Source organism: Pseudoduganella ginsengisoli, assembly GCF_009720865.1.
Lineage (GTDB): Bacteria > Pseudomonadota > Gammaproteobacteria > Burkholderiales > Burkholderiaceae_D > Rugamonas > Rugamonas ginsengisoli.
Genome location: NZ_WNLA01000014.1, coordinates 21097 through 33381, shown reverse-complemented (window position 1 = coordinate 33381; position 12285 = coordinate 21097). Strand labels below are relative to the sequence as shown.

Below are 12285 nucleotides of genomic sequence, written 5' to 3'. Positions count from 1 at the left end.
CGTGATTGATCGCTGATTGTAGGCTGCGCAGCCAGTTGGGCGACGCATCGTTGGGTACTGTAAGATGGCAACCTTTTCGCTCCCGCCGCTACCGATGTCCAGCCTCAATCCACTGACAGAAATTTATCGCGACCAATGGTTGCTGGTGGTGCATAAACCGGCAGGGTTGCTGGTGCACCGCAGCCCCGTTGATCCGCACGAAACAGAATTCGCGCTGCAATATGCGCGCGCCATGAATGGCGGTCAATACGTGTATCCACTGCACAGGCTGGACCGGCCCACGTCGGGCTTGCTGGTCTTTGCCCGCGATCCGGATACGGCGAGCACACTGGGCAAGGCTTTGATGGAAGGCAAGGTGCGCAAGCGCTACGTGGCCATGGTGCGGGGCTGGTGTCCGGAACAAGGCGTCATTGACCACCCGTTGCGCGAAGAACCGGAAGACCGCCGCAGCAAAGACGACGAAGCGCCCATCCGCGATGCGTTGACCCGCTACCAGCGGCTGGCGACGACGGAAATTCCCGTCGCGATCGAGGGGTATGCGAGCAGCCGCTACAGTTTGGTGGCGCTGTATCCGGAAACCGGCAGGCGCCACCAGTTGCGCCGGCACATGAAACACATCAGCCATCCGATTATCGGCGACGCGAATCATGGCCGGGGCCGCCACAACCGTTATTTTGCGGAGCGCTTCGGGCAGGGCAGGCTGATGCTGGCTGCCACCGGGATGGCGTTTGCGCACCCGGTGACGGAAGAATGGCTGCAACTGGCAGCGCAGCCAGAAGCGAGCTTCATGCAGGTGCTGACGATCTTTCCCGAACATCCGTCTGCACAGGATTTGACCGGTGCATAAGGCGGTAAAGCACCGGTAAAACCAGCAGCGTCAGCGCGGTCGACGACAGGATGCCGCCAATGACGACCGTGGCCAGCGGCCGCTGCACTTCCGCTCCCGTGCTTGTCGCCAGCGCCATCGGGACGAAGCCCAGCGACGCCACCAGGGCGGTCATCAGCACGGGCCGCAGCCGCGTCAGCGCGCCCTCGGTGATTGCCTGATCCAATGCGGCGCCGTCTTCACGCAGCGCACGGATACAGGAAATCATCACCAGGCCATTTAAGACTGCCACGCCGGACAGGGCAATAAATCCCACCGCTGCCGAAATCGACAGCGGTATGCCCCGCAGCGACAACGCCGCGATGCCGCCCGTCAGCGCAAACGGGATGCCGGTGAAAACCAGCAAGCCATCCTTGACGTTGTTGAACATGACGAACAGCAAAGCCAGCACGATCAACAGCGCCAGCGGCACCACGACTTGCAAACGCTGCGCCGCCGATTGCAACTGTTCAAACGTGCCGCCCCAGCTGGTCCAGTAGCCGGGCGGGATGGCAACGCCGGCAGCAATTGCCCGTTCGGCGTCCAACACAAAGCTGCCGATGTCGCGGCCCCGCACATTGGCGCTGACGACAAGGCGGCGTTTGCCATTTTCACGGCTGATCTGGTTCGGGCCCGGCGCGAATTCCAGGCTGGCCACTTCCGACAGCGGAATGTAGCCGGCGCCATTGGGCTGCGGAAGACGAATCGGTAGCCGGCCCAGCGCATCAGCATCGCTGCGCATGGCTTCCGGCAACCGCACAATGATGCCAAAGCGGCGGTCGCCTTCAAACATGGTCCCTGCTTGCTGGCCGCCCGTGGCTGTGGCCAGCGCCTCTTGCACGTCGGCGATGTTCAAGCCGTAGCGGGCTGTCTTGTCCCGGTCGATATTGACCGTCAGCATAGGCAAACCGCCGGTCTGTTCGGCTTTGACTTCCGTCGCGCCCGGAACCCGCTGCAGCACGTCGGCGATATGGCGGCCAGTCGTGGCCAGCACGTCCATGTCATCGCCATACACCTTGACGGCCACGTCGCTGCGTACGCCGGAAATCAATTCATTGAAACGCAGCTGCACCGGCTGAGAAAATTCATAGGCGTTGCCTGCATACTTTTCCGCCTCCCGCTGGATCGCAGCGATGAGTTCATCACGGCTGCGCTTGGGCGCGGGCCACGCGGATTCCGGCTTCAGCATGATGTAGCCGTCGGAAATGTTGGGCGGCATCGGGTCGGAAGCGATTTCCGCTGTGCCGGTACGGGCAAAGATCCGCTCGATTTCCGGGAAGGCTGCTTTGAGGCTGGTTTCCAGTTTTTTTTGCATGTCCAGCGACTGGCTGAGGCTGGTGCCAGGAATGCGCAGCGCCTGCAACGCAATGTCGCCTTCGTTCAGGCTGGGGACAAATTCACTGCCCATCCGCATTGCCAGCAAGGCCGTCAGGATCACCAGCGTGACGGCGGTGGCAACCACGGCGGCACTATTGCCCAGCACGCGCGCCAGCAACGGTGCATAGGCACGGCGCGCCATGTCCATTAAACGGTTTTCCTGTTCCGATATGCGCTCGCCGATAAAAAGCGCCACGGCGGCAGGTACGAACGTCAGCGACAGGACGATGGCGCCGACCAGCGCCGCCACCACGGCAAATGCCATCGGATGAAACATTTTGCCTTCCACGCCGGCCAGCGCGAAGATCGGCAAATACACGGCCATGATGATTAACTGGCCAAACAAGAGCGGGCGGCGCGCTTCCGCTGCGGCTGCCGACACTTCCCGGTAGCGTTCTTCCAATGTGAGCGGGCGGCCACGCTGTTGTTGCGCGTGGGCCAGGCGGCGCACACAGGCTTCCACGATCACGACAGCGCCATCGACAATGATGCCGAAATCCAGCGCGCCCAGGCTCATCAGGTTGGCGCTGACCTTGTAGGCGGCCATGCCCGTCAACGTGAACAGCATGGACAGCGGAATCACCATGGCGGTAATCACAGCTGCACGGATATTGCCCAGGAAGAGGAACAGGATCACAACGACCAGCACCGCGCCTTCCAGCAAGTTCTTTTTCACTGTATGGATGGCTTTATCCACCAGCGCCGTACGGTCATAGACAGGGATGGCCTTGACACCGGGCGGCAACGTGCGGTTGATGTCCGCCATTTTCTTTGCGACCGCTTGCGCCACGGCGCGGCTGTTCTCGCCGATCAGCATGAAGACCGTACCCAGCACCACTTCCCGCCCGTTTTCCGTGGCCGCGCCTGTGCGCAATTCCTGTCCGAGACCCACTTCGGCCACGTCGCGCACTTTAATGGGCACGCCCTGGACGTTCTGCAAGACAGTGTTGCGGATGTCGTCCAGCGAACGGACTTGGCCCGGCGCCCGGACCAGCAATTGTTCGCCGCGCCGCTCAATATAACCGGCGCCCACATTGCCATTGTTACGCTCGACCGCCGCCACCACGTCTTTCAGCGCCAAGCCATATGAACTGAGCCTGGCCGGATCTGGTGTGATGTGGTATTGCTTCGCATAGCCGCCAATCGAATTGATTTCAGTTACGCCTGGCACTTGCCGCAACCGGGGTTTGATCATCCAGTCCTGGATTTCACGCAAATCCGTTGCCGTATAGCGGCTGCCGTCGGCCTTTTTGGCGCCGGGTTCGCTTTCCACCGTCCACAGGAAAATTTCGCCCAACCCTGTCGAGATTGGTCCCATCAAGGGAACGACGCCGGCTGGCAGGCCGGCTTCCTGCATGCGCTGGTTCACCAGTTGCCGCGCAAAGTAGATGTCCGTGCCGTCCTTGAAGATGACCGTCACTTGCGACAAGCCATACCGTGACAGCGACCGGGTCTGTTCCAGGTTGGGCAAGCCTGCCATGACAGTTTCCAGCGGAAAGGTCACGCGCTGCTCGATTTCCAGCGGTGAATAGCCGGGTGCGCTGGTGTTGATTTGCACCTGGACATTCGTGATATCCGGCACGGCGTCGATGGGCAAACGCTGGTAGTGATAGACGCCAATGGCCGCCATGGCAAGCACGGCCAGCATAACCAGCCAGCGGTGGACGATGGCGCCTTGAATGATGCGTTCAAACATGGTTCGGCTCCCCGTCAATGTTCATGGCCCGCATTGCCTTTGCCTTGCTGCGCCTTGACGACAAAACTGCCGGTCGCCGCATAGGCGGCGCCAGGCGGCAAGCCATCGGCAATTTCAACCAGGCGGCCGTCGGCCAGTCCGGTGCGGACGGTAGTGGCCTTGAAGCCTTTCGCCACTCTGGTGAAGACAACGGATTGGCCGTCCAGCGTCTGCACGGCGCCGGATTCGACCGCGACGGCGACTTCTTTCTGGCCCTTTGCCACGGCGGCATTGACAAATAAACCGGGGCGCCACGCCTTATGCGGGTTATCGATGACCACCCGCGCCTTGGCGGTGCGGGTTTGCTCGCCCAGTAAATTGCCGACATAGCTGACTTTGCCGGATGTGCTGGAGCTGGTACTGCCGGACTGGATATCCACGGTGCCGCCAACGCGCAAGGCTTCGATATCCGCCGCCGTCACGTTGATTTCCACCCACACGCTGGACAGGTCGGACAACAGGAAGACATTGGCGTCTTCCTTGACGGCTTCGCCCTGCGCAATGTGCTTTTCCACCACGACGCCATCAAACGGCGCGCGCAATACATAGCGGTTCAGCGCGCCATTGGCGGCTTCCGCACCGAGCGCCGTCAATTTGGCGCGCGCCGTTTGTGCGTGGATTTCCGCTTCATTGAAGGCCAGTCGCGCTTGCAAGTAGTCTTGTTCCGCGGAGATACGGTCTTGCCACAGTTTCTTTTCACGCTCATACGTGGCTTTGGCCAACGCCAGCCGTTTGTCGGCCGCCAGCAACTGGCTGCGCAAGTCGGACAGTTCCGGGCTGGCGATCACGGCCAGCACCTGGCCTTTTTTGACGTGCTGCCCCAGGTCGGCATGGACGGATTCCGCTACGCCGGGCAGGCGCGGCACCACGTGGGCCGTGCGGTCTTCATTGAATTTCACTTCGCCGGGCAATCGCAGCAGGGCGCCGATCGTGGCGGCTTGCGCGTTGGCCATGACGATGCCGGCCGAGCGGATTTGTTCGTCCGACATGGCAATCACATCGTCTTCATAGAGACTGTGTTCCGCATTGGGCTGCACTATTGGCTTGGCCGCTTGGTTGCCGTCGGATGCCAGGATGATGGCGGCCAGTACGGCGCCGGCCACGCTGATGCCCAGCACAGCTTTCAGCGATTGTTTGTCAAAGGTGAGTTTCATCGGGTGTTCCTCTTTTCCGGCAGCGCGGCAAGGCGCTGCAAATCCGCGGTGGCGCGGTAGCGTTCAGACAGGGCGTCCAGGTAGCGTGCGCGCGCCTGGGACAGCGTGCGCTGGGCGTCCAGCACATCCAGGAAGTTGAATTTGCCCAGCTCAAAGCCGGTAACCGCCGCATCCAGCGCGCGTTGCGCGGCCGGCAGCATGTCGGTGCGCATGGCGTCGATACAGGTTTGCGCGACTTGCGCGCGCTGCCACGCATCGGACACTGCTTCGGCCAGCGCCAGCCTGTCCGCCTCCAGCTGCGATGCCGCCTGTTCGACGCGGCGCAGTGCCGACAGCACATTGCCCTGGTTGCGGTTGAACAGCGGCAAGCCGATCGACAAGCCGGCCACGGCCTGGGTGCTGCCTGTCGCTTGATCCCGCTTGCTGCCAAAGGTGACGGCGGCGTCCGGCAACCGCTGTGCGCGTTCGAATTGCACTTGGGCTTCTCCGCGCGTGATTTGCGCACGGGCCTGCTGTATTTGAGGCGCGTGATCGAGTTGCGCCAGCAGTGTTTCAAGCGGCGGCAATACCACCCCATCCGCCGCCGGTTCGGACAAGGTTTGTTCAACGGGGACTTGGCCGCCCCACAGCGCTGCAAGGCGGCGTTTGGCGCCAGCCAGGTCCGCTTGGGCTTGCGCCATTTCCAGGCGGGCAGTGCTGGCTGCGACTTGGGCGCGGGTTTCGTCCAGCGGCGAAATCTTGCCTGCTGCAACACGCCGGGTGGCGGCCGCACTGGCTTGATGGGCCAGCTCCACCGCGGACTGGGCCAGCCCGGCGCGCTGCTGCGCCGTCACTGCTGCCAGGTAGGCCGCCGTCACATCCGCGCGCAACGCGGCAGCCTTGATTTGCCACTCGCCGGCTGCCAGCGCATGGTCTTGTTCGGCCACCGCGATCCGGGCTGCGCGCTTGCCGCCCAATTCCAGGGGCTGGGTGATCTGGATGGTTTGCGTGCGGTTGGTGCGCTGCGCCCCTTCGCGCAGCACGGACAAAGCAGGATTGGGCAGTAACGCGGCCTGCGTGCGTGCGCCGTCGGCAATGGCCATACCCTGTTCGGCAACGCGCAGCGCAGGATTGTGGGCATAAGCCAGCGCAACGGCTTGTTCCAGCGTCAACGCTGGTGGCGCCTGGGCGGTAAGCGGCTTGGAAATCGTGCCCGGCTGTTCGGCAGCAAGGGCGGAACCGGGCAGCCACGGACTTGACAACAAGGCCGCGGCGCCCAGCAATAGCATTCTGGATCGCATGGATAACACTCCGAAAGACAACGTCGAAGAAATCCGGCGGCAATCCGCTCAGGCATGCGCCAGCCTGCGCAAGCGCGCTGGCTACCAGGTGAGGGAAGGAGCCGCCGGGCTTAAGCGGCGTTGTGCCACTGTGGGCGTTCTGGCGGCGGAGTGTAAGCGGACGATGGCGCGGACAGCGCCATGGCCTGCAATGGGAGCATCAAGGCGCCATGCACCAGTGCATTGTCCGTGGTCGCGGGCGCCAGCGGCGCGGGGGAACAGGACGAGCAATCCGTATGCGGTGTCAGCTTCTTGGCCAACGTGGCCGATTTTGACGATTGTACGTCGCCGGCATGGCCGCTGTGCTGGTGGTGGCCAAAGTGCTGCGCAGCGCGGCCCGATTCATGTCCGCAATAGACGCTGACCGCCATCCAGCTGAACTGGAGAGCGACGATGGTCAACATAAAGAACAGGAACTTACGGGTCATGGCGGCGGAGTATAGCATGGCGCTTCCGCCACACAGATGTGAAAAAATCATTTGGTAAATCGTCACGTCTTCGACTATGCTTCGCTGCATCGTGATATCGGGAGAGACTGACCGCCGCATGCGGCGACAGCGCCGAAGGAGCAACCGCCCCGGAAACTCTCAGGCAAAAGGACCGGTATCGCATTCACACTCTGAAGAGCTGCCGGATTTTGTCGCCCGGTACACCGAAGGAGCAAGCGTCGAACTGCCACAGGGCAGGGGCATGCGAAATCTCTCAGGTCCAGAACAGAGGGGGTGTCACTTGCGTAGCCGCGCAAGGACCCTCTTTTGACATCTGGAGTCTCGAGAACATGAATATCAGTGTATTTGACCTGTTTAAAGTCGGCATCGGTCCGTCCAGTTCCCACACGGTCGGCCCCATGGTGGCTGCGCGCCGCTTCTTGATGGAATGCGGTTCACTCGACAAGGCGGTCGGCATCGAAGTGGCGCTGTATGGGTCACTGGCGCTGACCGGTGTGGGCCACGCTACCGATAAAGCCGTCATCCTGGGCTTGCTGGGAGAAACGCCGCCGGGTGTCGATCCTGATGCGGTGGACGAATTGCTGGCCCAAATCGAACGCGATGGCCAGTTGAAATTACTGGGAACCCATCCTGTTCGATTTACTGCCCGCGACAACCTGGTGTTCCACAAAACCGAGAGCTTGCCGGAACACCCGAACGGCATGCGCTTTACGCTGACGCTGGACGATGGCGGTTTTGTTGAACGCGTTTTTTTTTCCATAGGCGGGGGGTTTATTCGTGAAGCGGGCGACACGCAAGCCGTGCAAAGCCGCGACGACATTGCCGTGCCATTCCCGTTTGAGTCCATGGCGCAATTGCTGGACCATGGCCGCCGCGCTGAACTGACGATTCCGCAAATGCTGCGCGCCAATGAATGCGCCCGCATGGAAGAGGCCGCGCTGGACGCCGGGCTGGATGGCATCTGGCAAGTGATGAGCGACTGTATTGCGCATGGCCTGGTGACAGAAGGCCCGCTGCCCGGCGGTTTGAATGTCAAGCGGCGCGCCGCCCGGTTATGGAAACAGGCCACGGCGCCGGACGCGGCAGGCCAGCCACACGATGCGCTGCACCAGGTCACCTTGTATGCGATGGCGGTCAACGAGGAAAATGCCGCAGGCGGCCGTGTCGTGACAGCCCCGACCAATGGGGCGGCCGGCATTATTCCTGCCGTGCTGCGCTATTACGTGGAATCATGCAAACCCGCCGATCCGGTGCGCGGTGCGCGCGTATTTTTATTGACTGCCGCGGCGATCGGCATGCTGTGCAAGCGTAATGCGTCCATTTCCGGGGCGGAAATTGGCTGCCAGGGCGAAGTCGGCGTCGCGTGCGCGATGGCGGCGGCGGGACTGGCTGCCGCGCTTGGCGGCAGCAACGAGCAAATTGAAAATGCGGCGGAAATCGGCATCGAACACCACCTTGGCATGACATGCGACCCGATTGGCGGCCTGGTGCAAATTCCCTGCATCGAACGCAATGGCATGGGCGCCATCAAAGCCATTACGGCTGCGACCCTGGCGCTCAAAGGCGACGGTACGCACGTCGTCAGCCTGGATGACGTGATTGAAACCATGCGCCAGACCGGCGCTGACATGCATAACAAATACAAGGAAACGTCGCTGGGCGGACTGGCCATCCACGTGGTGACGGTCAATCACGCCGCGTGCTGAGCCTTTTATTTGTGACGCGTCACGGAAAATAATGAACAGCAAATAGTTTGTAGCGGTTATTACAGAATTTGTAGCAATAGCTGTAACAGACTAAGATGCGGTGATGAACGATACCACCGCATCCTGGCTGCTGCTCATACTGAGCCTGCCCGCCACCGCCACGTCGGCTCGCATGCGCATCTGGCGCAGCCTGAAGGCAAGCGGCTGCGCCGCGCTGCGGGATGGCGCGTATCTGTTGCCCGATCGTGGCGACCACAAATATGTGCTGCAGCAATTGTTGACGGACGCGGAACGGGAGGGGGGGACCGGCTGGCTATTGCCGGTCGCGCCGAAATCCGCACGTGAAATTCTCCGTTTGCAGGCGCTGTTTGACCGTTCGGACGACTACCAGGCATTCGTCGCCGGCCTGGAGTCGTCCCGGCCAGCACTCACGGCCATGGCTGCGCCGGAATTGCAACGGCAACTGCGCAAATTGCGCAAGGAATTCGATGCGCTGCGCAGCCTGGATTTTTTCCCCACCGATGCCAGCCGCCGCGCCGATGCCGCGTGGCTGGATTTTGTCCACCTTGCCGAAACCTTGTTGTCCCCGGGAGAGCCGCAGATAGCCGGCGGCGAGATCCCGCGCCGCGATCTGGCCGACTATCAGGGCCGGACCTGGGCTACGCGCCGGGGATTATGGGTCGACCGGGTGGCGTCTGCGTGGCTGATCCGCCGCTTCATTGACCAGGATGCGCATTTCCTGTGGCTGGCCACGCCGGCCGACTGTCCTCCTCATGCATTGGGATTCGACTTTGACCACGCGAGTTTCACGCACGTGGGGGAATGCGTGACGTTTGAAGTGCTGGCCGCCAGCTTCGGGCTCGACACTGATGCGGGGCTGCGGCGGCTCGGAGCCATGGTGCACGCGCTGGACGTGGGTGGTGCGTTTGTGGCGGAAGCCGCCGGCTTTGAAGCCATGCTCAGCGGTGCGCGGCGCCGGGCCAAAAATGACGACCAGTTGCTGGCCGAGATCAGCACGGTACTCGATGCGCTGTACTCGCATTTTGCCAGTGATGCCGGGGCCGCTACTGGCGACGACAACTAGGAGACCGTATGGATCTGTATGGCATGTTTGTCTTGATGGCCACGGCCACGGTGCTCAGCCCGGGGCCCGGCGTGTTGATGACACTGACCAATGCACTGCACCTGCGGCGGCGCGACACGTTCGGCGGTGTACTGGGCATTGCGGTTGGCGCGGCGGTGGTCGCTGCGCTTTCCGCCACCAGCCTCGGCATTGTGTTGGCAGCGTCGCCGGCCGCCTATACCGTCCTGAAATGGATGGGGGCGGCGTATTTGATTTACCTGGGACTACGGCTGTGGCGCGCGCAAGGCATCGCGGTGGCCGAAGGCGGCATGAAACCGGGCACCGCTGTGCACCGGTTTGCCGAGGGCGTCACACTGCAACTGACCAATCCCAAGGCGATTTTCTTTTTCCTGTCGGTTTTCCCCCAGTTCATCCGGCCGGATGCGCACTTTGCCCGGCAATTTGCCGTACTGGTGGTGACGTACGGAACCATTGTCGTGCTGGTGCACTGCCTGTATGCGGCATGCGCGCAGTACGCGAAGCGCTGGCTCGCTTCGCGCACCGGCGGGACGCTACTTCAGCGCGTGGCGGGTACGGTTTTTATCGCATTTGCCGCGCTGCTGGCTTTCCATTGAGTTCACAGGACGCACGATGAGCAAGACTTCTTTTCCACCCGCTGCCGGTTACACGTTGTGGCAACTTGTTTTATATATGTTGCGGCTGGGAGCGCTTGGTTTCGGCGGCCCGGTGGCGTTGGCTGGTTATATGCACCGCGACCTGGTGGAGCAGCGCCGCTGGATTACTGAAGCAGACTATAAGGAAGGCGTCGCGCTGGCCCAGCTGGCGCCGGGACCGATGGCAGCGCAACTGGCTATTTACCTTGGCTACGTGCACTACCGCATCCTGGGCGCCACGCTGGTGGGGCTCGCGTTCGTGCTGCCATCGTTCCTGATGGTGGTGGCGCTGGGCTGGGCGTATGTGCGTTTTGGCGGCATTTCGTGGATGCAGGCCGTGTTTTATGGCGTTGGCGCGGCCGTGGTGGGCATCATTGCCATCAGTGCGAAAAAACTCACGGAAAAAAGCATCGGCAAGGACAAGCTGTTGTGGGCAATTTATTTGCTGCTGGGTGCTGTCACCGTCGCGACTGAATCGGAAATCGCGTGGCTGTTCATCGCGGCCGGCATATTGGTCTGGCTGTTGCGCGCACCGCCGCAATGGCTGCGCAAACCCGGATTGAACAGCGTCGCGGTCACGCAGTTGCCATGGCTGGCCAGTCTGGCGGGTGGCGCCGATGCGCCTGTGCTGATGCAAATTGCCGTGTTCTTTGCCAAGGCTGGCGCCTTCGTGTTCGGTTCCGGCCTGGCCATCGTGCCGTTCCTGTACAGCGGTGTCGTTACCGAACTGCACTGGCTCAATGAGCGCCAGTTTGTCGATGCGGTGGCCGTCGCCATGATTACGCCGGGACCGGTGGTCATTACCGTCGGGTTCATTGGCTACCTGGTGCAAGGGTTCAATGGCGCCGTTGTGGCGGCGCTGGCCACGTTCCTGCCGTGCTACCTGTTTACCGTGATTCCGGCACCGTATTTCAAGAAATATGGCCGGTTGCCGGGCGTGATTGCCTTCGTGGACGGCATTACCGCCGCAGCGGTCGGCGCCATCACGGGTTCCGTGATCGTCATCGCCAAGCGTTCGATTGTTGATATTCCCACCGCCGCCATCGCGCTGGTGACGATAGGGGTGTTGTGGAAGTTTAAGAAACTGCAGGAGCCGATTGTCATTGCCGTGGCGGCCGTGATCGGGCTGGTGCTCTATCCACTGATGCACGCTTAAGCAGGAACAGCCGGTTCCATATTCAGGGAGCCGAATATGCACGACGTAACCGATCCACGGCGCCGCGCGCTGCTACAGACCGCGTCCGCCGCCACTATGCTGGCAATTGGCGGCGCGGCACACGCTCAACCATTGAAGGAGACCTCCACGATGCACGCATTTGAAAGCGCCACCACATTAAAGCCGCTTACATTCGATCCGGCAAAACTCAATGGCCTGTCCGAGCGGCTGATCCGTTCGCATTGGGAGAACAACTATGGCGGGTCCGTCAAGGCGCTGGCGGTCGTGAAAAAAAGCCTGGCCGAAGCGCTGGCCAACAAGGATACGCCGGCCTTTATTTATAACGAGCTCAAGCGCGAACACTTGCTGCGCACCGGTTCCGTCGTGTATCACGAGTATTACTTTGACAACCTGGGCGGCAGCGGCAAAGCCGGCGCCAATGAACGCAAGGCGATTGCAGCTGGGTTCGGCAGCTTCGATACGTGGGAAACCGAATTCCGGCGAATTGGTGCGGGTTTGGGCGGCGGTTCGGGCTGGGCGGTGTTGGGATTCAATACCCACACCCGCCAACTGGAAAATTACTGGCTGGCCGACCACGCCCACGGCCCGGCCGCAACGCTGCCCATCCTCGTCCTCGATATGTACGAGCACTCCTACCAGATGGACTACGGCGCGGCGGCCGCCAGGTACATCGATGCGTTCTTCAACAATATCCAGTGGGATGCAGTGGCCCGGCGCATCGAAGCGGCGCAGCGTGTCAGCCAGATTTAACAAGCAGACTTTGCAA

General features: G+C 61.7%; 10 protein-coding genes and 2 riboswitches. Of the genes, 6 read left to right on the top strand and 4 right to left on the bottom strand.

The window, feature by feature from the left end; all coding sequences use genetic code 11:
• Window positions 1-94 precede the first annotated feature (94 nt).
• Complete coding sequence (locus tag GM668_RS19155; protein ID WP_155440564.1) at window positions 95-847, top strand: pseudouridine synthase; 753 nt, start codon at window positions 95-97, stop codon at window positions 845-847.
• Here GM668_RS19155 and GM668_RS19150 read toward each other — a convergent pair.
• From GM668_RS19150 to GM668_RS19135, 4 genes are all read right to left on the bottom strand, one after another.
• Window positions 786-3938 carry a CusA/CzcA family heavy metal efflux RND transporter gene (locus GM668_RS19150; protein WP_155440563.1) on the bottom strand — a complete coding sequence of 1051 codons (3153 nt, stop codon included), beginning with the start codon at window positions 3936-3938 and terminating at the stop codon, window positions 786-788. The genes GM668_RS19155 and GM668_RS19150 overlap by 62 nt on opposite strands.
• Window positions 3939-3952: 14 nt before the next feature.
• Window positions 3953-5131 (bottom strand): efflux RND transporter periplasmic adaptor subunit, encoded by a 1179-nt coding sequence (locus GM668_RS19145; RefSeq protein ID WP_155440562.1) that lies wholly within the window; start codon window positions 5129-5131, stop codon window positions 3953-3955.
• Window positions 5128-6411, bottom strand: a complete 1284-nt coding sequence (locus tag GM668_RS19140) for a TolC family protein (protein ID WP_155440561.1) — start codon at window positions 6409-6411, stop codon at window positions 5128-5130. Before GM668_RS19140 ends, GM668_RS19145 begins: the two co-directional genes overlap by 4 nt.
• Window positions 6412-6521: 110 nt before the next feature.
• A complete protein-coding gene (locus GM668_RS19135) occupies window positions 6522-6896 on the bottom strand; it encodes a hypothetical protein (RefSeq protein ID WP_155440560.1) in 375 nt (124 codons plus the stop codon).
• A 70-nt stretch (window positions 6897-6966) separates the two neighbouring features.
• Window positions 6967-7063, top strand: a riboswitch (glycine riboswitch).
• Window positions 7064-7177: riboswitch (glycine riboswitch) on the top strand.
• Window positions 7178-7228: 51 nt separating this feature from the next.
• On the opposite strand from GM668_RS19135, the gene GM668_RS19130 reads away from it, so the two are divergent.
• The 5 genes from GM668_RS19130 (at window position 7229) to GM668_RS19110 (ending at window position 12269) form a co-directional block, all read left to right on the top strand.
• Complete coding sequence (locus tag GM668_RS19130) at window positions 7229-8605, top strand: L-serine ammonia-lyase (RefSeq protein ID WP_155440559.1); 1377 nt, start codon at window positions 7229-7231, stop codon at window positions 8603-8605.
• A 103-nt stretch (window positions 8606-8708) separates the two neighbouring features.
• Window positions 8709-9689 carry a chromate resistance protein ChrB domain-containing protein gene (locus GM668_RS19125; protein WP_155440558.1) on the top strand — a complete coding sequence of 327 codons (981 nt, stop codon included), beginning with the start codon at window positions 8709-8711 and terminating at the stop codon, window positions 9687-9689.
• An 8-nt stretch (window positions 9690-9697) separates the two neighbouring features.
• Complete coding sequence (locus tag GM668_RS19120) at window positions 9698-10303, top strand: LysE family translocator (protein ID WP_155440557.1); 606 nt, start codon at window positions 9698-9700, stop codon at window positions 10301-10303.
• A gap of 16 nt (window positions 10304-10319) precedes the next feature.
• Window positions 10320-11498 carry a chromate transporter gene (locus GM668_RS19115; protein WP_155440556.1) on the top strand — a complete coding sequence of 393 codons (1179 nt, stop codon included), beginning with the start codon at window positions 10320-10322 and terminating at the stop codon, window positions 11496-11498.
• A 36-nt stretch (window positions 11499-11534) separates the two neighbouring features.
• Window positions 11535-12269, top strand: a complete 735-nt coding sequence (locus GM668_RS19110; protein ID WP_155440555.1) for a superoxide dismutase — start codon at window positions 11535-11537, stop codon at window positions 12267-12269.
• Window positions 12270-12285: the final 16 nt, after the last annotated feature.

Coding starts and splice junctions, on each gene's coding strand:
- GM668_RS19155 (WP_155440564.1), top strand. CDS start 95: ATGTCCAGCCTCAATCCACTGACAGAAATTTATCGCGACCAATGGTTG.
- GM668_RS19150 (WP_155440563.1), bottom strand. CDS start 3,938: ATGTTTGAACGCATCATTCAAGGCGCCATCGTCCACCGCTGGCTGGTT.
- GM668_RS19145 (WP_155440562.1), bottom strand. CDS start 5,131: ATGAAACTCACCTTTGACAAACAATCGCTGAAAGCTGTGCTGGGCATC.
- GM668_RS19140 (WP_155440561.1), bottom strand. CDS start 6,411: ATGCGATCCAGAATGCTATTGCTGGGCGCCGCGGCCTTGTTGTCAAGT.
- GM668_RS19135 (WP_155440560.1), bottom strand. CDS start 6,896: ATGCTATACTCCGCCGCCATGACCCGTAAGTTCCTGTTCTTTATGTTG.
- GM668_RS19130 (WP_155440559.1), top strand. CDS start 7,229: ATGAATATCAGTGTATTTGACCTGTTTAAAGTCGGCATCGGTCCGTCC.
- GM668_RS19125 (WP_155440558.1), top strand. CDS start 8,709: ATGAACGATACCACCGCATCCTGGCTGCTGCTCATACTGAGCCTGCCC.
- GM668_RS19120 (WP_155440557.1), top strand. CDS start 9,698: ATGGATCTGTATGGCATGTTTGTCTTGATGGCCACGGCCACGGTGCTC.
- GM668_RS19115 (WP_155440556.1), top strand. CDS start 10,320: ATGAGCAAGACTTCTTTTCCACCCGCTGCCGGTTACACGTTGTGGCAA.
- GM668_RS19110 (WP_155440555.1), top strand. CDS start 11,535: ATGCACGACGTAACCGATCCACGGCGCCGCGCGCTGCTACAGACCGCG.